Origin of the sequence: Saccharibacter sp. EH611, assembly GCF_009834765.1 — a bacterium.
GTDB lineage: Bacteria > Pseudomonadota > Alphaproteobacteria > Acetobacterales > Acetobacteraceae > Saccharibacter.
The window spans coordinates 50,020-68,060 of the sequence record NZ_WVHP01000023.1 but is presented as its reverse complement, the minus strand read 5'-3'; the positions used below and the strand labels follow the sequence as shown (position 1 = coordinate 68,060).

Genomic DNA, 18,041 nt, shown 5'->3' with positions numbered 1-18,041 from the left:
CTGACTGATTGTCGATGTTTGTGAGGAGGGGGGCGCGACGGAGGCTTGCTACAATAAGAGCGAGGCTTTGCGACGATAGCCCTATAGCGGCAAAGACAGAAGCAGGCGAAGGAGAGACGACAAAGGAAGGGCCCTGCGTTTATGTCAGCTGTTGATTGTGGGCATTGGGTTCTTATTTAAGAGGGACGGTACTGAGGACGAAAAAGAGGACAGCCATGGCTCTCATCACAGTAACAGAGGCGCATAAGGCTGTGCTGCGGTATGCGGGTGATTTCGGGTGTGAGTCTGTGCCGTTACATCGTGCAAATGGACGGGTCTTGAGACAGAAGGTCAGAGCAGAGCGTGATCAGCCGCCTTATGACCGTGTGATGATGGATGGCATTGCTCTAAGAGTAGGGGCTGCTTTCCCACTTCATGTTTTGGGGATGCAACGGGCTGGGGAACCACCGCGTGAACTGCCTGAGGGCGCCTTCTGCTGGGAGGTCACGACAGGCTCTGTACTGCCTATGGGGGCGAATTGCATCATTCCTGTTGAGCAGATTCGGCGGGTGGATGATCAGGTCTTTTTTGTAGGAGACGCGCTCCCTACTCAGGGTGCGTTCATTCATCCTCAAGCGTCTGATCGCACACAAGGAGACGTTCTTCTATGTGAGGGGCAGAAGTTGGCCGGCCCTTCTTTGGCCGTTCTAGCGGCGAACGGGGTGGCGACACCGTTGGTCAGCCGTGAGCCCGCTGTTTGTGTCGTGACAACGGGTGATGAGCTGGTGGAGGTGGATGAGCCTGTCCAGCCTTGGCAGGTACGGCGGTCAAATCATTATGCGATTATGGGGATGTTGCAGCTGCACGGCTGCTCAATGCTTGAACATCGCACGCTAAAGGATGCGTATGATGAGACATGTGCTGTGCTTGGGGATATTATAGCGCGTTACGATGTGGTCTTGCTCAGTGGCGGGGTTTCGATGGGGGCCTTTGACTATGTGCCGCGTGCTTTAGAACATATTGGGGTACAGTGCGTTTTTCATAAAGTCTTACAACGCCCCGGTGGGCCGCTATGGTTTGGTTATGGTTCCGCGGGGCAACGTGTCGTTGGTTTGCCGGGAAACCCCGTATCGGCCATGGTATGTATGGCGCGTTACGTGCTGCCGTTGTTGGATCAAGCGGCTAAGCGCGTGGTGGGCGAGGTTGTATCGTTGTCGTTAACGGCCCCCGTGTCACGCTTGGCACAGCGAACACGTTTTGTACCGGTGCAGGTGAGAGGCGGAGAGGCCCAGCCTTTCCCTATGCCGACCTCGGGAGATTTTATGGGGTTGTCTCACACTGATGGGATTATTGAGCTCTCTCCAGGGGAAGGAGAGGCGTTCGTTGGGACGCGCGTTCCTTTTTATCCATGGGCATAGTCATACGGGATCAGTACGATCGTGCGTGGCGGGATTTAAGACTGTCGATCATTGATCGTTGTCCATTCCGTTGTCCGTATTGCATGCCAGAGACGGACTATCCCGATGGTTTTCGTTTCCTCGCGTCTGATGAGCGCTTGAGCGTGGCGGAGATGGTCACGATTGCGCGCAGTGCTGTGCGGCTGGGTGTGCGTAAAATTCGCCTGACAGGAGGAGAGCCCCTGCTGCATCCACAGTTGTTGGAGCTTGTTGAAGCCTTAGCAGCTTTGGAAGGAGTGGAGGACTTAGCGCTGACGACTAATGGGGTGCTGCTTCCGCATCTCGCAAAACCGTTGCAAAGGGCGGGGTTGCGGCGCGTGACGGTTAGCTTGGACGCGTTAGACCCTGTGATTTTTTCTCATATGAGTGGCGGTCGTGGGCATGTTGAGCATGTGCTGAGCGGGATTGAAGCGGCTTGTCAGGCTCAGTTCCCTGATGGTGTGAAGATCAACAGCGTTGTGCAGCGGGGTGTGAATGAGCGTGAGGTTCCCAAACTGGCGGCTTATGGGGCGGCGCGTCAGATCAATACAAGGTTTATCGAATATATGGATGTGGGAACGCGCAATGGGTGGCAGCGTCATGAGGTTGTGACGGCTGATGAGATCTATGCTTTGCTTGAACAAAATGGCCCCCTTGAGCGTATAGACCCGCGCTATAAGGGCGACGTTGCCACATGTTACCGCTATCGTGGGACTGATCGTGAGGTGGGCATTATTGCCTCTGTCACGATGCCTTTTTGTGGGACATGCACACGCGCGCGGTTATCGTCAGATGGTCGGTTTTATACGTGTCTTTTCGCCCAGGAAGGGAAAGATCTCCGTTCGATCGTGCGTCATGGAGGGCCTGATGCTGTGGAGGAGGTTCTGCGTACGTTATGGCAGCGGCGTTCAGACCGCTATAGTGAGCAGCGCGCAGGGCTTGATGGGCAGAAGCCTACCTCGCAACGTGCTGAGATGAATTATATCGGGGGCTGAAATGACCATCCTAAATCATGTTGATCCTCATAATCAGAATCCGCATATGGTCGATGTTGGCCAAAAAGACGTGACCTCTCGTCATGCTACGGCGCAAGCGCGTATTCGCTTTCCCGCTGAATGCGCGCAACAGTTACGTGACCAAGGCTTTATGACCAAGAAAGGCGCGGTTTTGACGGTTGCGCAAATTGCTGGGGTGATGGGTGTCAAGGCGACGCCGCAGCTTATTCCGCTTTGTCATACATTGCTGCTGAATGGTTGTCAGGTTGACCTGCATGTTGAGGGGGACGACGTTGTTGTTCAATGCCGTGTGTCGTGCCATGGCCGAACGGGGGTGGAGATGGAAGCGCTAACGGGGGCTTCTGTCGCAGCTTTGACGGTCTATGATATGTGTAAGGCGCTGAGCCATGACATTGAGATTCATGAGGTGCGGTTGCTGCAAAAAGCCGGCGGGAAACGTGATTTTCAACGAGAAAATGTATGAGTGATGGTCTTTACGGCCTTGTCCTAGCAGGCGGACAGAGTACGCGGATGGGGTCTGATAAAGCGCTGCTGTCCTACCATGGGAAGCCCCATCTTGATTATCTTATGGAGGTGGTGGCGCCTTACGTGCAGCAGTCTTTCGTTTCTATAAGGCCTGAACAGCGCCATGAGAGCGTAAGGGCGCGTTTTTCGTGCCTTGTTGACGATAGAACCGTCACGGGGCCAGCAGCAGGGATTTTGGCAGCATATCGTGCGTTCCCCAAAGCGAGTTGGCTGATCTTGGCGTGTGATTTGCCTTTTATAGATCCGGCCTGTTTGGCACATTTATGTGATCAGTGGCGTCTATCTTCTTCCCGTTCTCTTGCGTATCGTAACGCAGATAATGGTCTCCCCGAGCCTTTGTGCGCGATCTGGACGCCGCCTATGCTGGCGGCATTGTCGGAGTACGTTGCCCAAGGGTACGTATGCCCACGTCGGGCTCTGATAAAGCAGGAGAGTGCGCTGTTGGATACGCTGAACGCGAATCATGTGAACAATGCGAATAGTCAGGCGGATCGCGCAGCGGCTCTGGCACAGATGGGAAAGGATGCCTGATGCGGATTACCTTGGAATATTTCGCTCAACTGCGCGATCTGGCAGGATGCACGCGTGAAGAGCGGGACATTGACGCGATTAGCCTCGGCACGCTTTATGAGCAGGTCAGGCGTGATTATCAGTTCCCATTAGAGCGTGATCAGCTTCGTGTGGCGGTGAATGATGCGTTTGCTTCATGGGATGAGGCACCTCATGAGGGGGATATGGTGGTATTCATTCCTCCCGTGACGGGCGGTTAAAACCATGGCGGTGCGTTTTGTCATTGCAGCTCAAGAGATGGATATAACCCCCTTGAAGCAAGCGCTGCATTTAGCAGAGGCAGGGGGCTATTGCTCTTTTGAGGGGTGGGTGCGTAACCATAATCACGGGCGGGTTGTGCAAGCGCTGGAATATCAGGTGTATGAGGCTCTGGCGCGTAAAGAAGGCACCGCTATTTTGGAAGACGCTATGGCGCGTTTTGAGATTTCAGCCGCTGCTGCGATGCATCGTTCTGGAATGTTGGATATAGGTGACATGGCGGTGTGGATTGGTGTGTCAGCCCCTCATCGTGAGGCGGCTTTTCAGGCATGCCGTTTTATTATTGATGCCATCAAAGAGCGCTTACCCGTGTGGAAGAAAGAACATTACATAGGGGGTGAGGCTCAATGGGTGGCGTGCCACCATCATGGTTAAGAAGACGCTGTGTTTTCCTGCTGTGCACGCAGGATCGTGAGTTTTTCGTCCAGAAGCGCTTTTAACTCGGGGTCTTGGGGGGCGTGAGGGCGGCTGAGTTCACGTTCCATGGCCAGAAGAATATCTGGCGTGGCGTCATGCACAGCGCGCTGCCAGAGTGACAGTGCCTCTTGGGGACGGTTTTGGGAGAGTAAAATCGTTGCATAATTATGCTGGCCCCGATAATCCCCCCCCTCTGCTGAACGGCGATACCAGTCCAAAGCAGCGCGAGGGTCACGCGGTGTTTCCCAGCCTTCTTCTATGAAACGGGCGAGAAGATTCATGGATTTGGGGTGTCCTTTATGGGCGGCACGGTGAAAAAGCGTGAAGGCTTCTTTCATGTTTTTGGGTGTCCCCAGCCCACGCATCGTGCAGATCGCTAGATTATACATGCCCCATAAATCGTTAAGCTCAGCCGCGCGGCGATAATGTTGAACGGCTGTTGGCAGATTCAGCGGACATCCCCAGCCAAACTGGGCGCAACGGCCAAGCATATTATGCGCTGGGCCATAATGGGCCTGAGCAGCGATGGTGAACCAGTCATAGGCCTTTTTATGGTCGGGGGTTACGTACTGGCTGTTGAGAAGGGTTTTTCCCCATAAAACTTGTTCAAGAACATGACCATTGGCTGCTTTTTGGTAAATATCCTGAATGGAATTCGGCAATGGGGTAGGGATGTTGTCTTTCTGTGAACGGCGAAAGAAGGACAGAAAGCGTGTCAGTGCCATGAAGAAGCAGAACCCTATCAATGGGAGAAAGCAGAAGACATCCCATGATAGAATGGATAGATGAGAATAAGAAGCATTATCTTAATATAGGCATCCTCTAGGTGAGGCCTGATAACAGATGTACGCTAAAGAGAACGGTTTTATCGGAGGGGGGATTGCTTCTGGTGCGCACTGCGGGACTTGAACCCGCACGTCCTTACGGACCCGAGATTTTAAGTCTCGTGCGTCTACCATTCCGCCAAGCGCGCAACACCAGAAGCTGAAAGCCTCATACCATACGCATAAGAAGAATACCATTCTGATGAAGATATTTTTCTGCTTTAAGACGCCCTTTTTTTCCATCAGGGCAAAAACGATCCACATGAGCCCAAAAGGCTGGGCTATGATTGAAATGTGTCATGTGAGCAAGTTCGTGAACAATCACATAGCGAGCAATGTCGTCTGGCGCCATAATCAGGCGCCAGTTGAGCATAAGGCGTCCTTGGCGCGTGCAGCTGCCCCAACGGCTCTTTGTATCGCGCAGAGTAATTTTCTGTGGTTTTTGACCCATGATGCGACTGTAATGTTCAATAAGAGCCGGCAAGGTCACTTTGGCTTTCTGATGCACAAAGTTCTTGAGGAGGCGCTGCTTATCGTCAAAACATTCACCACCGAGGAGAAGGGCGTCGGCGGTGAGTGTCGTCTCGTTGCTTGTAGAGTGCTGGAGCCGGTAGAAGCGCCCGTGTAACAGCACATGATGTCTTTCCAGAGCAGACGCGGGAAGCGCTGCGAGAGCTTCGCTGATCCAATGTGCTTGGCTGTGTAAAAGTGCGATACCCTGTTTCCGGCTTGCACGTGGGGGAAGTGTAATCACCACAGCTTTACTCTGTATATCAATGCGTAGCGAAAGTCGCTTAGCACGCGGTGCATTCTTCCAAATAACCGGAGGGGCGAACATAAACAGGCAGATTACGTGTCGGATGACAGGGGTGCCGCACAAGGCGGAGCATGCTCTGGCCATTCACCGGGCCAGTCAACCTCATGGTCTTCGAGCATTCCGGCATCGCGCTCATTGATACAACGATCACGGGCCGATGCGCCCACTTCATGGACTGTTTCATGCGTACCGCTGCGTAGCGGGTGCCAGTCTGGTAGGTCAAACCCATCACGGAGGAGGCGATAGGCGCAGCTAGGGGGGAGCCAATCTGCTTCGCGGAGGATAGTCGGCGTGAGGGTGATGCAATCAGATACACGCCGATGGCGACGATGATAGTCTGAGCAGAGGCAGCTATATCCGTCTAGAAGGCGGCATGAAACGTCCGTCCAGATAATGGCGTCTGTTTCTTCGTCACGTAATTTGTTGAGGCAGCAGCGCCCGCACCCGTCGCAAAGAGACTCCCATTGTTCTGTTGTCATGTCATCAAGGGAAGTGGTTTGCCAAAAGGGCGCGTTAGAAGTCATGGAGTCCAGTATCGTTAGGGGTGATGAAGATGAAAGCTTAACGGCGAAGCCATGCTGCGAAACGTGCTTCTAGCACAGGTGCATGAACCGTCCAGAAATGGTTGTCAATTTCAAGCATTCTATCAGAGATCGGCGTGTTTGGGGAGACATCTGCGGCGTTTGCTTCCCGAAGGATTGTCCAGAATTGTGCGGTATAAGGCGTGTATGCTGTGCCGCTCATAAAAAGAGAGGCATTAGATGTTTTCATTGATGGAACCATGCTTCTACGGGGTGTGACGCCTATCAAAAAAGCCTTTTTTTGCATTAAGTCTCGTGCCTTAGAAGGGGTGTCCCACCACACAATATAAGGTCGTAATTGGTCTAGACGATGGAACGCATGGGCGACGCCGCGTGATGTGGCAAGAGTTCTGTAAATACGCTGTGGGGGCACACCATCAGAAAGAAGAGCAATTTCAAGGGTAAGACGTGCGCTTTTGGGAAGAGCTCTTTTCCCGGGGAGCTGCACTACATTCCACAAATCTTGCCATTTGGGCGGTGTATTTAAACGTGCTTGATCCCATACTAAAATATCCTCAGCATATCTGGCAGGTTGCTCGCAGTTTGTAGGGGAATGGAGCGGTTGAAACTTCCCATGGTCGCAGTTGAGGATAAGCCGTGTTTCATCGACGAGCACTGGTGAGGTATGCTCCGCCGTTCCAACAGCACAATAAGACGGTGATGCTAAACTGAGAAAACCCCCTATAAGGCATGCTATAATTTTCTTTTGAGAATGAAGCATTTGATAATATTTTTTAGAAAAGGGAAGCATAAGGCAGCATAGGAGGTGAAGATGATAAAAAATAAACTTTAGAGTATTTTGTGAAGTTCGCAAGATTTGTTGTAGAAAATCATAGGGTTATTCTAAAAATCATTTTCAAACATGAGAAAAGGATACTATACGAAGGAATGTTATCTTATTTTCTCAAAGTTAGTAAGAAATTTAAGGATTTATAAGAAAATTAGGAATTTAATAGGTCATTTTTTATAAAAATATTATTTATTTCGATAAGGCAGAGTATATGGTTTTTGCATTAAAAGAGAGAAAGGCTTTTCTCTTTCGGTGATCTTCTTTATGTTTATAAGTCTGTTTTCTTCATAAAGAGGTTATAGATGCGCCATGAGTAGTCCTGTTGAAGTTGGTCAAGAGGTTCTTTCTGCTCAAGGGCAGATTATCGGACATTGTGCAAAGCGCTATGGATTGCGCGCTGCTTTTGCAATTGTTGCGCTGGCGTTTTTGGGGTTTGCCGCGTTGTCCTTCCACGGGGTTCTGTGGGCTCTTTTCCTGACAATTTGTCATTTAGGGCCTTTTTATTCAGCCTTGTGTGTCTTGGGTGTTGATCTGCTCTTTGTGCTGATTTTTGTTATTCTCGCGTCCTTATCGCGTCACCCTGGTGTGGCAGAAGAAAAGGCACGGATGGAGCGTGATCGGAAAGTTCAAGAACTGAAGCAAGTTTTTGCCTTGTCAACGGTCTTAGGTGTGCTGAACGGCCCGGTTGGTCGTTATGCAGGAGGTCAGGCTTTTAAGATTGTTCGCTCTCTCTTCTCACGTAAGAAGTCGTAAAAAAGAGCAAGGGCCGTTAAGGCAGATAGGACAGTGCGGGGGTTATGTCAGCATCACGTAAAGGTGATAGATCTTCGCAATAATTGGGTGGACGTACGAATAATTGCGTTATTCTGCCTTTTTTGAAGGAATGGAGAGGCACTTTCCCTCATCTGGACGGGGGTAAGTGCCTTTTCTGTGTCCAGATCAGACTAGTCAATAGTCGTCTAATTCGTTACCCTCTGCTTACTGACTTGGCTGATTCTGATGAAAAGGAATCAGCTCTATTTATTAAGGATTGGGGAGAAGCGTGGCACAAGTGTTAGCAGACCATGTAATTCGTCGTTGTGACGGAGGTCAGAGGGATGTGTAATGCTTGCTGAAGTCAATCTCTTTGGTATTTTTGTTTCCCCCATCGCTATTTATGCTGTCGTTGCCGTTTTCGTGACTTTGATGCTCCGTTTTTTGTTATGGAGGATTGGAGCCTTAGGATGGTTTTGGCACGTCGCCCTTTTTGAGATTGCGTTATATGTCTGTGTGCTTTGCCTCCTGGTGTTGTATGTTTAGCAGGGAGGCCGCCTTATGATATGGCTTCGCCGTTTCTTGCGTCCATTGTTAACATGCCTCATCCTCTGCTTGGCAGCGGGTCTTGGCTACGTTGTGTGGGATATTTATGTCCTAGATCCATGGACACGTGATGGGCGTGTTCGTGTTTACGTAGTGAATGCGGCACCTGAAGTATCAGGGACGGTTGTCTCTGTTCCCGTTATTGATAACCAGTTTGTTCATCGCGGCGATCCACTGTTTACGATCGATCCGTTACGTTTCCGCCTCAAAATTGATGAAGCGCGAGCCCGCTTATTGGGAGTGATGGAAGATTATAAGCTGAGTGTTTCTAACGCTCGTCGTCGCAAAGGCTTGGGGGGTGTTGTCTCTCGTGAAGAGCAAGACAACTTTAACTCTGAGATGGAAACGCGCCGCGCTCGTGTAGAGGAAGCTAAGTCAGACCTAGATACAGCCATTTTAAATTTGCAACGTTCGACAGTCTATTCCTCCGTTGATGGTTACATCACAAACCTTAACTTGCGGGTTGGGGATTATGTTGAGGCTGGTCAGCCTCGTATGGCTGTCATTGATGCGCATAGTTATTGGGTGAATGGCTATTTTGAAGAAACCAAGATGCACGGTGTGCATGTTGGGGATGTCGCCCGTATTAAACTGATGGGGTATCGTCGTGTTCTCAAAGGGCATGTCATAAGCATTGGGCGTGGTATTAATGATGCGAACGGTGTGTCCGATAAGCTTGGTCTGCCAGATGTCAGCCCGATCTTTACATGGGTGCGTTTAGCACAGCGTATTCCCGTTCGTATTGAGTTTGATGATGTGCCTCCAGATCTGATTTTGTCTGCTGGTATGACAGCGACTGTAGCGGCGGGAGAAGCGAAAAGAGGGGGGAGCGGTCTGTTGACGACATGGCTGCAGAATCACTTGTAATATGAAACGTACCCTTGCCCTTTTAATTTCTGGTTGTTGTTTACTTTCCTCATGCATGGTGGGGCCAAATTATAAGCCAGATAACATTGTTCTGCCGAAGAAATTTACGAGTCAGCCTCATCCGGCGACGAAAGAGGAAATCGCAGCTACGGAGAAGTCGTTAAAAGAATGGTGGGGGCAGTTTCACGACCCTATCCTCAATCGTCTCGTAGAGCGAACGATTGCAGGAAACTATGATTTACAAGCAGCCACGCAGCATATTTGGAGTGAACAGGCGCTCAGACGCCAAGCGCAGGCGGATTGGTATCCTCAGCTTGATGCCAATGCCGGCGGTGGGGATAGTCGCTATTCCATTAATGTAGATAACTGGCCTATCCGGCCCGGAAATCCCACAAATCATCCTCATGCTTCTGTTTTGACTTATGGTGCACGGGCCAGCTGGGAAATTGACGTTTTTGGGCGCATTGCTCGTCAAGTCCAGCAACGTAAACGTGCTGTTGAAGAAACGATTGAGGCAAGGCGTGGCTTACTAATTTCATTGTTAAGCCAACTTGTCAGTGACTATGTCGAGTTACGAACCATTCAGAGCCGTCTTGCTGTGACTGAGAATGCAATCCGCACAGCACATTCAAGCACGAATATGGTAGAGCGGCTGTATGCTAATGGTGTGGGCAATACCTTAGCGATTGCGCAGGCTCGAACAGAAGAGCATACAGAGCGGGCGCGACTTCCTCCGCTTCATGCTCAGCAAGAGCGAATGATTCATGCGATCGCGACGTTAATGGGCGAAATGCCCGGCACGTTAGAGCCAGAGCTTGAAGAGCGTCGTCCCCTCCCCAAGGTGCCTACGTTCCCTTCGACGATTCCGTCGATGGTGTTGGCTAATCGTCCTGATATTCGTGAGGCGGAGCGGCGCTATGCTGAAAGTACGGCTCATATCGGAGTAGCTGTTGCCCAGCTTTATCCAAACTTTAATATCCCGCTCAATTTCAACCCGAATGCATCAGCGATGTATCAGGCTTTCCAGCTTGGTGGAATGAGCTGGAATATCATGATGATGATGTCTTTGCCGGTTCTTCATGGGGGGAAATATAGCGCACAGATTGCAGAGGCGCGTGCTGAAGCTGAGGCAAGCCGCTTGCAGTATCGGCAGGTTGTTTTGAATGCCTTTCGGGAAGTGGAAGATGGGCTAGATGACTGGCATCAGGATAATGAATATGTGCACCAGCAGGAAGAGGCTGCGAGTCAGGCACGTTTAGCACGTGATCGAGCACAGCAGCTTTTTGGGGCTGGTTTGACGGGTTATCTTAATGTGTTGGACTCTGAACAAACAGCGTTGACGGTACAAGATGACGCGGTGAAAGCTCATGGGAAACGTCTGACCGATGCCATTACGCTTTACGTTGCGATGGGGGCCGGTTGGCAAGGGCGTGAACTTGCTGATGCGCGTTTGCCTATTGAACGGGGCAATCAGAGCATGCTGCTGCGGGCTTTCACGCGTTAGTTCCTCAGCGCGTGTCCGGTGGCTCTGTTTAGATCAGCATGACCGCATCGCTTTCGCTTTTTTATGGAGTGACAGCAGCTTTCCGCTTGGAATAAGGAGGCACCATCACTCTCTATAGGGTGGATGTTGTTGCCTTATAGTGCGGGCTGTCGCAGATGCTGCCTCATCGTCATCTTGTGTTAGACGGTGAGACGATGCTGCTAAAGCGCAAATTCATCTGCCTTTTTGCGCCAGTTTCATCAATAACGGTTGTTGTGGCTTTAGGGTTCAGGCGCATTGCATCATATCCGGCAAGATGGATGATTCCAGCAGGCAGATGTGGGTACGTATGTTCGCACAATAAGCCCGTTTGGCTGTTGAAAAACCATGGGCCGAGATAGTTGCAGCGTGCAGGCAGGAGTTCTGTGGGGAGGCCATCAACATGCGCACAAAGAGAGAGCGCGAGTTGATCGGAGCTGAAAATCTTTCCATGCTTTAAGATGGTTCCCTGCCATTGTTGAAGAGTGTCCCAATGAGGGGCGTGGCGCGAGAGGGCAAAAATCCCACCATTCAATGTGGGACGCACGGCAACGTGACGTCGAATGCGTCGTGAAAGGCGCGCTAAAGTCGCATTTTTATAGAGAATAGAGCGTATTTGCGCGAGATTGAACGGCGTCCAGCGAAGGCGGAATGGCTTATGGGCAAAAAGCTCAGGAATCATGGCGAGAGCCGGCGTGGTTCCTTCAGCTGCACTAAAGAGCAATTCGAGCGCAGAACTTTCTTGCACCCAGGCGTCCGCATCCAGCCAGAGCAGCGTGTCATAGTCGGGGAAAAGGCGATTAAGCCAAAGTTTGGAGAGGCCAATCACGAGGCTTGGTCGTTTCTTGAGGGCACGTGCTGATATGCCTTTGGGAATATGTGGCGCTCGGACTGGGATCCCTTGTGCTTCAAGAGTGTGAATTTGGGTGGGGGTGAGACCGCCATCAATACAGCCGATAGCGATTTGGCGCGCTTCTGGGAAACGACGAATAGAGGCGATGAGCTCTTCCATGACAGGGAAGTAGCGGGCATCGCTTCCTGTAATGATAAGACGACGTGTGGGAGGAGATGGACTAAGTTGTTGAGGAGGGTGGGACATAAACATAGTCGTTGCACTGTATATGAAGTGCGAGGATGGCAAAAGATAAAGTGGATTGATGCTGAAGAGAGCCTCTCGTTTTCTCTCTCTATTGACGCACACGCAAAGACACCCCACATTTTGGGGATAGGGAGATTATAATGCCGGGAGCAGAACCATATTCCGCCAGAGATTTTCTGGAGCCAAGGCTGCAGACGCTTTTACAGCAGGGGGTTGAGACTGGGTTTTCACGTGGTGAGCTGCTCGCCGTGCTGATTGACCTGCTTGATGATGGTAATCTGAAGGATATGGATAAGAAATGAGCGATCCTTATAAGACCCTTGGTGTGAGCAAGACGGCATCCGAGAAAGATATTCGCAGTGCTTATCGGAAGCTGGTGAAACAGTATCATCCAGACCGTAACCCAGATGACCCGAAGGCAGAGGAACGCTTCAAGGCTGTCAGTAAGGCATACGAAATTGTTGGGGATAAGGAGAAGCGCGCTCGTTTTGACCGGGGTGAGATTGACGCTGATGGCAATGAGCGTGCCCCCTTTGGTCATGCTGGCGGTGGATTTGGAGGCGGCCCTGGCGCTGGTTTCGGTGGGCAAGGAGGCTTTAACCAAGAAGATCTCGGCGATATTTTTTCAAGCATGTTTGGTGGTGGCTTTGGGGGCGGCGGCGGCCCGCAACGCGGTGGAGACCTACAAGGTGAGTTGCGCATTTCCTTTACCGATGCAGCGTTAGGAACACAGCGTGAGTTGAGTATTGGTGAGGGACGACAGGTGACCGTGAGGATCCCCGCTGGGATTGAAGACGGTCAGACATTGCGTCTGCGCGGTAAAGGCGCTCCCGGTCGTCCAGGCCGTGATGGCCAGCCGGGGCCCGCCGGTGATGTGCTCTTGAAAGTCTTTGTGGCCCCTGATTCTTATTATACGCGGGAGGGGCGCAATCTTCGTGTCACGGTTGACGTAGATCTGAAAACAGCTGTCCTAGGCGGAAAAGTGCGTGTCAGGACACCAAAAGGCACGGTGGCAATTACAGTTAAGCCGCATTCAGATAGTGGCACAGTCTTGCGTTTGCGCGGGCGCGGAATTGCTGAAACGAGTCGTCAGGCCGCTGGTGATCTTTTCGCGACGCTGCGTGTGGTTATTGGTGAGCCGAGCCCTGAGCTTGAAGCGCTTCTCCGGCAGGAAAGTCATGGAGATGATGCAGCGTAAGAAAGGGGCGCAGGCGTGGTGAAGCTGTCTGTTCGGTGGGGGGCGTGGGTGAGATGGCTGCGTCGCCAAGATCTTATCGGGGCCTTTTTTGCCACCCTTTTTGTTGTCGTCTTTGTTGTGGTTGGTTTCCACGCTATCGTGACCTTGCACGGATTACGTCTCGCCGGCGGGTAAAATTTGCGCTAGGAAGGAAGGTCGTTTCTAACCTGTTACAAAATGGCCTTCTTTATGTCTGAGCCTTATCCCCTTCCTTTGCGCCCCGCTCGGCGGCGTGCCTTCTCCGTTGTATTGGCCATCGAGCTGTGGGAGCGTTTTGGCTATTACGGCATGCAGGCGGTGCTGACCATTTTTATGGTTCAGCATCTGCGCATGAGCGATACGCATGTAAACCTCATGCAGGGGGCCTTAGGGCTTCTTATGTATTCCTTGCCTGTGCTTGGTGGTGTGGTTGGGGATCAATGGTTGGGAACGCGGCCAACTCTTGTAAGTGGGGCGATTGGCCTCACATTGGGCTATGGCCTACTGGCTGTTTCTCTACAACATCCGGCTCTTTTTCTTCCTGCGTTGACGCTCATTGCTCTGGCGAGTGGCTTGTTTAAGCCCAATGCTGGAGCATTGGTGAAGCAGATCTATGCAGGCGATGGAACGGCGCTGGATGCAGCATTCACGCTGTACTACATGGCGGTCAATGTCGGCTCAACCATCTCTATGTTATTGGTTCCTTGGTTGCAGCAATTTTATGGTTCTGCCGTTGCATTTGGTCTGTGTTCTTTGGGACTGTTGATCGGGCTGACCTATTATGCCTTGTGTTCGCGGTGGATTGGACGATTTTTCACGTTGAGAAAGCAAAGCCTGCCGAGTTTGGCTGCGGAGATATCGCGTCCTGCGCCTACGAAGCGTGCTTTAGTAGCCGGTGCTCTAGGGTTTTTAGCGCTTTGGGCCGGTTCTGTGTGGTTGATGGCGAGTCCGTCGGTCATCCGTTTTTGCGTCATCATCCTTAGTGTCGCGCTTATCTTGCTGTGGGGATGGCTTTATAAGCAGGTGCAACCTCATGAGAAAGCTGGGCTATTTTTGAGCTATGTGTTGAGCGTCGAAACCATGGCGTATTTGGTCTTTTACCAACAACAGCAAAGCTCTCTGACGCTGTTTGCGCTTCGTGCGGTGTCTGGAACCTATACGCTGGGGTCATGGCCGATCTTCACAATGTCGGCAGGTCAGTTCCAGGCGTTGAACCCGCTTTGGGTTATGGCGTTGAGTCCAATTTTGGCATGGTTGTACCAGCGAAGCGCTCGAACAGGACGTGATGTCTCGTTCCCTGTTAAGATTATTTTAGGGTATGTCTGTGTCGGGATAGCATGTTGTGTTTTGTGGTGGGCAGCATCTACAGCACAGGCGCAAGTCTCCCCCTGGGTAATGGTGTTTGCTTATGGGGCAATGTCCCTTGGGGAACTGCTGACGATGGGGTTAGGCCTTGCGATTATTGCTCGTTATGCACCAGCTCGCATCAGTGCTTTGCTTATGGGAGCGCTCTATCTGCTTTGGGGAGTGGGGATGTATGGCGGTGGTTTGGTAGCCAATATTGCTGCCCTTCCTGAGGGGGCCGAGCAGCATGTTATTCGTGCAACATTCTACGCACCGCTATTTGCAAAATTAAGTTTTGGTGCCGGGATTATGTGTCTCGTTTTGGTGGGTATTTTCCCATTTGTGAAACGTCTAGAAAGCTACCATGAAAAGAATTTTAAATGTTGTAAATAAAAGATTTCAGATGGTGCTGAATTATAGAAATTTCAAGACTTTTTTATGAGGGGCTGGTGTTTGTGACTGCAAATGAAGTATCTGGGTGGGGAAGTTGGAACGAGAAGTAAGAACGGCGTGTTTATGAACGGTGATTGCTGGAAGATGATTGGGCGAGCGCTGCTCGTCTCCCTAGCGTTCTGTACGACGGCGAATGCTCAAAACGCTTCTTCGCCAGATAGCGCGCATCAGGATGCTGCCTCGTCAGGGCGTACGTATAAGGCAAGACCGACACAGCTGCGCCGTTCTACTTTGCTTCAGCCTTATCACCCAGCAGACGAAGCTGATTTTAATAGTGGTTTTTTGCCGGAAAGCAGCTATCCGATGCCAAGCATTTTGATGGCTCCCTATTTTGGGAAGGGGGGGCGCCCTGCGACAAAGCGTCAAACCACCCTGCTCCCATCGAGTTTCGATAATTGGCTTGAGCAAGATGGCGTCTTTGGAGATCCTATGGGGTGGCGTTCCTATCTTCAAGATCATGGGGTTTCAATGGGGGGGCGTTATTTTGAGGATACGTCCGTTAACCCCATAGGTGGACGTTCACGTGGTGGACGTTATGCGGATGAATTCGCGTTTAATGTTGATATTGATTTTAAGAAAATGACGGGTCTCTCTCTTGGGATGATCCATTTCATGATGACAGATCGGCATGGGACGGGGCTGGGAAATGCTCTTCCTGTGGTGAATAGTCCTCAAGAGATTTATGGCGCAGGCCAGTACAGCCATCTAACACAGCTTTCGTGGGAGATGAGGTGGAATAAATATGTTGATACCGAGGTCGGCGAAATTAATACAGAAAATGATTTTGAGCAGTCATCTATTTATTGGGGTGGAAATCTGTACTGCCAATTCCAAAATAATGGCCTTTGCGGTATGCCGCAATCAATTGCGATGAACTCGGGTTATGGATTTTATCCCAGTGCTCATCCAGGTGCATGGGTAAAGTTTTATCCCGCTGGGAATGATCACTATCTCGTGCAATTTGGGGCATATAGTGTTGACCCAAGAATTACAGAGCGTAGACGTGCATGGAATCTTGGCCTTGGTGGTGCGACAGGCATGTTCCTGCCGTTTCAATTAGGTTGGCATCAAGGGGGTAAGGATGATTATAGTGGCCCTCTTCAAACCAATGTGAAGATCGGTGGCTACTGGGATACAACCGAAGTTCATGATGTGTTCTCTCAATTGAAGTCCTATGGAGTGCCAGCACAGCTCGCTCAGAATGTGCAGTCTCCTAAAGTGCGAGGGCGCTTTGGTGGGTGGTTCCAATTTGACCGCATGTTGGAGCGTGATGAGAATGACCCACGGCGTTCAACGGCCTTTTTTGGCTCCTTTACATGGGGGGATCCACGCACGGCAGTTGCGCCATACTTGATGACGCTTGGTTTAGTGCGGAAAGGGACATTTCCGGGACGACCTGATGATACGATCAGCTTGGGTGGTAAGATTATCTGGATCAATCCTAAGTTGAGTCACTGGGTGCGGGGGATGCAGAATAGTGGTTATAAAGACCTGTACAGGCCTGGCACTGAAAGTGCTCTTGAGTTGAATTATGGCTATCGTCCAGCACGTTGGCTTTTGATTCGTCCAGGCTTTCAGTATTATTGGCGACCAGGGGCGACAAGCCGCTACAAAGATGTGCTTCTCTTTGACATGGAAGCTGGTATAACTTTCTGATAACGTAACGTTATCGAAAGGTTATACCGTGCATGCTCTCTCGACATTATCCTGTACGTTTTATTGTCGAGGGGGAGCTCTCCTCTTGGTTGTTGGTAGTATTCTTTTAGGAGTGCCGAAGGCAAGGGGAGAGGGTGTATCTTCGTTATCTTCTAAAAGCTGGCTGTCAGATGTTGATGTGGGGCTGCAAGCTGAAGGTGGTGCCATGGGGAATTCCGGCCACCCTAAGAATGGCCAGAATTTTGGCCAGCTTCTTCCCTCCTATAGCGGTCAGCCGCTTCTTAATCAGATTGCTCTGACAGTGACAAAGCCTGTAGATCCTATTGGAGATGGGTACGGGCTGGGTGTGAATCTGCAAATTATTTACGGGGCGGATGCGCGTTCTTATGTCATTTCCGGCATTTCTGACCGCTGGATGAATAATAGAAATCAGCTGACGCCAACAGTTGCGAATGTTGCTGTGCATATGCCGTGGCTGACTAAAAATGGGCTAGACGGACAGATCGGAATTTTTTCCTCCCCTATGGGGGTGGAAGTTTTGAATCCGGCGAGTCGTGCTTTTTACTCGTTGTCTTATACGGCTCAATATTCGAATCCATTTGAGCATGTAGGGGGCTATTTCCAGTGGCATGTGACGAATCAGTACGCCGTATTGTTCGGCATTGATGCGGGCAATCAAATGTCCTTTGGTAAAGGTAATAATAATGGGGAGCCGGCCGGTTATGTAGGGTTTAGTGGCTCTTCTTTGGCTGGTGGGGCCCTGTCGTTTACCTATCTTTTGCGTGTGGGCCCTGAAGATGCGCGACGTGCTCTTGGGTCAGAACGAGCGCATTCAGCACAGCGCTTTTGGAATGATTTGAACGCAACATGGCAAATTTCACCAAAATGGAGCCTGACAGGTGAGGTCAATCAACTGCATGATGAAGGGCTGCATGCGAATACGTGGAGTGGTGTTGTGTGGGGTGCTTACGCGGCAACCTCGACGTTGACGTTCAATGCACGTGGGGAAGTGTATCGCGATAGTACAGGGTCGCTCGTTGCTCAATATCCTGACGACCAAGGATATGCGCATGCTCTTTTAGGTCTTCCTGCACGTGTTTATACCGCACCGCCTACTACGTATGGGGATTTTTCTCTTAATGCCGTGTGGCGACCTCATGTAGGCCATCATGTGAAGTTGCTTCAGATTCGTCCCGAGATTCGTTTTGATCGCTCGTTGAACAATACGCGTCCTTTTGCAGATTTTTCGCGCAGGGGACGGATTCTCTTTGGTGGAGATATAACAGTCGGCTTTTAAGAAAGGTGGGGAGGC

General features: G+C 50.9%; 21 protein-coding genes and 1 tRNA gene. 16 read left to right on the top strand and 6 right to left on the bottom strand.

Annotation, left to right across the window (positions count from 1 at the left end; all coding sequences use genetic code 11):
- The first annotated feature begins 215 nt into the window (after positions 1-215).
- From GS535_RS08805 to GS535_RS08780, 6 genes are read left to right on the top strand one after another with little or no spacing between them, the layout of a single operon-like run.
- Positions 216-1,397: a molybdopterin molybdotransferase MoeA gene (locus GS535_RS08805; RefSeq protein WP_160792956.1), complete on the top strand. Its 1,182-nt coding sequence runs from the start codon at positions 216-218 to the stop codon at positions 1,395-1,397.
- Positions 1,388-2,410: a GTP 3',8-cyclase MoaA gene (gene moaA, locus GS535_RS08800; protein WP_160792957.1), complete on the top strand. Its 1,023-nt coding sequence runs from the start codon at positions 1,388-1,390 to the stop codon at positions 2,408-2,410. The genes GS535_RS08805 and moaA overlap by 10 nt, the downstream gene beginning before the upstream one ends.
- Before the next feature lies 1 nt (position 2,411).
- The gene (gene moaC / locus GS535_RS08795) at positions 2,412-2,894 is read left to right on the top strand and encodes a cyclic pyranopterin monophosphate synthase MoaC (RefSeq protein ID WP_160792958.1); all 483 of its coding nucleotides are present in this window, start codon (positions 2,412-2,414) and stop codon (positions 2,892-2,894) included.
- Complete coding sequence (locus GS535_RS08790) at positions 2,891-3,487, top strand: NTP transferase domain-containing protein (RefSeq protein WP_160792959.1); 597 nt, start codon at positions 2,891-2,893, stop codon at positions 3,485-3,487. Before moaC ends, GS535_RS08790 begins: the two co-directional genes overlap by 4 nt.
- Positions 3,487-3,726 carry a MoaD/ThiS family protein gene (locus GS535_RS08785; RefSeq protein ID WP_237442262.1) on the top strand — a complete coding sequence of 80 codons (240 nt, stop codon included), beginning with the start codon at positions 3,487-3,489 and terminating at the stop codon, positions 3,724-3,726. Before GS535_RS08790 ends, GS535_RS08785 begins: the two co-directional genes overlap by 1 nt.
- Before the next feature lie 4 nt (positions 3,727-3,730).
- Entirely contained in the window at positions 3,731-4,159 is a 429-nt protein-coding gene (locus GS535_RS08780) for a molybdenum cofactor biosynthesis protein MoaE (protein ID WP_160792960.1), read from the top strand.
- Here GS535_RS08780 and GS535_RS08775 read toward each other — a convergent pair.
- The 5 genes from GS535_RS08775 to GS535_RS08755 all read right to left on the bottom strand — a co-directional run bounded on the left by GS535_RS08775 (position 4,156) and on the right by GS535_RS08755 (position 7,144).
- On the bottom strand, positions 4,156-4,926 hold the full coding sequence (locus tag GS535_RS08775) for a tetratricopeptide repeat protein (protein ID WP_160792961.1): 771 nt from the start codon (positions 4,924-4,926) through the stop codon (positions 4,156-4,158). The genes GS535_RS08780 and GS535_RS08775 overlap by 4 nt on opposite strands.
- A 162-nt stretch (positions 4,927-5,088) precedes the next feature.
- Positions 5,089-5,174, bottom strand: a tRNA-Leu gene (locus tag GS535_RS08770).
- Between the two features lie 20 nt (positions 5,175-5,194).
- Entirely contained in the window at positions 5,195-5,863 is a 669-nt protein-coding gene (locus GS535_RS08765; protein WP_160799194.1) for a M48 family metallopeptidase, read from the bottom strand.
- An 11-nt stretch (positions 5,864-5,874) separates the two neighbouring features.
- Entirely contained in the window at positions 5,875-6,366 is a 492-nt protein-coding gene (locus tag GS535_RS08760; protein ID WP_160792963.1) for a YcgN family cysteine cluster protein, read from the bottom strand.
- A gap of 37 nt (positions 6,367-6,403) precedes the next feature.
- The gene (locus GS535_RS08755) at positions 6,404-7,144 is read right to left on the bottom strand and encodes an extracellular solute-binding protein (RefSeq protein ID WP_160792964.1); all 741 of its coding nucleotides are present in this window, start codon (positions 7,142-7,144) and stop codon (positions 6,404-6,406) included.
- A 378-nt stretch (positions 7,145-7,522) separates the two neighbouring features.
- Here GS535_RS08755 and GS535_RS08750 point away from each other — a divergent pair, with 378 nt between their 5' ends.
- From GS535_RS08750 to GS535_RS08735, 4 genes are all read left to right on the top strand, one after another.
- Positions 7,523-7,966, top strand: coding sequence for a hypothetical protein (locus GS535_RS08750; protein ID WP_160792965.1), 444 nt, complete (start codon positions 7,523-7,525; stop codon positions 7,964-7,966).
- A 351-nt stretch (positions 7,967-8,317) separates the two neighbouring features.
- Positions 8,318-8,512, top strand: a complete 195-nt coding sequence (locus tag GS535_RS08745; protein ID WP_018980075.1) for a DUF1656 domain-containing protein — start codon at positions 8,318-8,320, stop codon at positions 8,510-8,512.
- Positions 8,513-8,527: 15 nt separating this feature from the next.
- On the top strand, positions 8,528-9,439 hold the full coding sequence (locus tag GS535_RS08740) for an HlyD family secretion protein (RefSeq protein ID WP_160792966.1): 912 nt from the start codon (positions 8,528-8,530) through the stop codon (positions 9,437-9,439).
- 1 nt (position 9,440) lies between these two features.
- On the top strand, positions 9,441-10,943 hold the full coding sequence (locus GS535_RS08735; RefSeq protein ID WP_160792967.1) for an efflux transporter outer membrane subunit: 1,503 nt from the start codon (positions 9,441-9,443) through the stop codon (positions 10,941-10,943).
- A gap of 169 nt (positions 10,944-11,112) precedes the next feature.
- Here GS535_RS08735 and GS535_RS08730 read toward each other — a convergent pair whose 3' ends face one another.
- Positions 11,113-12,060, bottom strand: coding sequence for a glycosyl transferase (locus tag GS535_RS08730; protein ID WP_160792968.1), 948 nt, complete (start codon positions 12,058-12,060; stop codon positions 11,113-11,115).
- A 140-nt stretch (positions 12,061-12,200) separates the two neighbouring features.
- Between GS535_RS08730 and GS535_RS11045 the strand changes: the two genes are divergently transcribed.
- The 6 genes from GS535_RS11045 (at position 12,201) to GS535_RS08705 (ending at position 18,026) form a co-directional block, all read left to right on the top strand.
- Positions 12,201-12,362, top strand: coding sequence for a hypothetical protein (locus GS535_RS11045; protein ID WP_018980071.1), 162 nt, complete (start codon positions 12,201-12,203; stop codon positions 12,360-12,362).
- Positions 12,359-13,258 (top strand): DnaJ C-terminal domain-containing protein, encoded by a 900-nt coding sequence (locus GS535_RS08725; RefSeq protein WP_160792969.1) that lies wholly within the window; start codon positions 12,359-12,361, stop codon positions 13,256-13,258. Before GS535_RS11045 ends, GS535_RS08725 begins: the two co-directional genes overlap by 4 nt.
- A gap of 15 nt (positions 13,259-13,273) precedes the next feature.
- Positions 13,274-13,432 (top strand): hypothetical protein, encoded by a 159-nt coding sequence (locus GS535_RS08720; protein WP_160792970.1) that lies wholly within the window; start codon positions 13,274-13,276, stop codon positions 13,430-13,432.
- A gap of 54 nt (positions 13,433-13,486) precedes the next feature.
- The gene (locus GS535_RS08715; RefSeq protein WP_237442261.1) at positions 13,487-15,013 is read left to right on the top strand and encodes a peptide MFS transporter; all 1,527 of its coding nucleotides are present in this window, start codon (positions 13,487-13,489) and stop codon (positions 15,011-15,013) included.
- Between the two features lie 123 nt (positions 15,014-15,136).
- Positions 15,137-16,729 (top strand): carbohydrate porin, encoded by a 1,593-nt coding sequence (locus GS535_RS08710; protein ID WP_160793075.1) that lies wholly within the window; start codon positions 15,137-15,139, stop codon positions 16,727-16,729.
- Between the two features lie 85 nt (positions 16,730-16,814).
- Positions 16,815-18,026, top strand: a complete 1,212-nt coding sequence (locus tag GS535_RS08705) for an outer membrane beta-barrel protein (protein ID WP_237442260.1) — start codon at positions 16,815-16,817, stop codon at positions 18,024-18,026.
- Positions 18,027-18,041: the final 15 nt, after the last annotated feature.

Bases quoted from the DNA above. Each gene is read 5' to 3' on its own strand.
- GS535_RS08805 (WP_160792956.1), top strand. From the start codon at position 216: ATGGCTCTCATCACAGTAACAGAGGCGCATAAGGCTGTGCTGCGGTAT.
- moaA (WP_160792957.1), top strand. From the start codon at position 1,388: ATGGGCATAGTCATACGGGATCAGTACGATCGTGCGTGGCGGGATTTA.
- moaC (WP_160792958.1), top strand. From the start codon at position 2,412: ATGACCATCCTAAATCATGTTGATCCTCATAATCAGAATCCGCATATG.
- GS535_RS08790 (WP_160792959.1), top strand. From the start codon at position 2,891: ATGAGTGATGGTCTTTACGGCCTTGTCCTAGCAGGCGGACAGAGTACG.
- GS535_RS08785 (WP_237442262.1), top strand. From the start codon at position 3,487: ATGCGGATTACCTTGGAATATTTCGCTCAACTGCGCGATCTGGCAGGA.
- GS535_RS08780 (WP_160792960.1), top strand. From the start codon at position 3,731: ATGGCGGTGCGTTTTGTCATTGCAGCTCAAGAGATGGATATAACCCCC.
- GS535_RS08775 (WP_160792961.1), bottom strand. From the start codon at position 4,926: ATGGCACTGACACGCTTTCTGTCCTTCTTTCGCCGTTCACAGAAAGAC.
- GS535_RS08765 (WP_160799194.1), bottom strand. From the start codon at position 5,863: ATGTTCGCCCCTCCGGTTATTTGGAAGAATGCACCGCGTGCTAAGCGA.
- GS535_RS08760 (WP_160792963.1), bottom strand. From the start codon at position 6,366: ATGACTTCTAACGCGCCCTTTTGGCAAACCACTTCCCTTGATGACATG.
- GS535_RS08755 (WP_160792964.1), bottom strand. From the start codon at position 7,144: ATGCTTCATTCTCAAAAGAAAATTATAGCATGCCTTATAGGGGGTTTT.
- GS535_RS08750 (WP_160792965.1), top strand. From the start codon at position 7,523: ATGAGTAGTCCTGTTGAAGTTGGTCAAGAGGTTCTTTCTGCTCAAGGG.
- GS535_RS08745 (WP_018980075.1), top strand. From the start codon at position 8,318: ATGCTTGCTGAAGTCAATCTCTTTGGTATTTTTGTTTCCCCCATCGCT.
- GS535_RS08740 (WP_160792966.1), top strand. From the start codon at position 8,528: ATGATATGGCTTCGCCGTTTCTTGCGTCCATTGTTAACATGCCTCATC.
- GS535_RS08735 (WP_160792967.1), top strand. From the start codon at position 9,441: ATGAAACGTACCCTTGCCCTTTTAATTTCTGGTTGTTGTTTACTTTCC.
- GS535_RS08730 (WP_160792968.1), bottom strand. From the start codon at position 12,060: ATGTCCCACCCTCCTCAACAACTTAGTCCATCTCCTCCCACACGTCGT.
- GS535_RS11045 (WP_018980071.1), top strand. From the start codon at position 12,201: ATGCCGGGAGCAGAACCATATTCCGCCAGAGATTTTCTGGAGCCAAGG.
- GS535_RS08725 (WP_160792969.1), top strand. From the start codon at position 12,359: ATGAGCGATCCTTATAAGACCCTTGGTGTGAGCAAGACGGCATCCGAG.
- GS535_RS08715 (WP_237442261.1), top strand. From the start codon at position 13,487: ATGTCTGAGCCTTATCCCCTTCCTTTGCGCCCCGCTCGGCGGCGTGCC.
- GS535_RS08710 (WP_160793075.1), top strand. From the start codon at position 15,137: ATGAACGGTGATTGCTGGAAGATGATTGGGCGAGCGCTGCTCGTCTCC.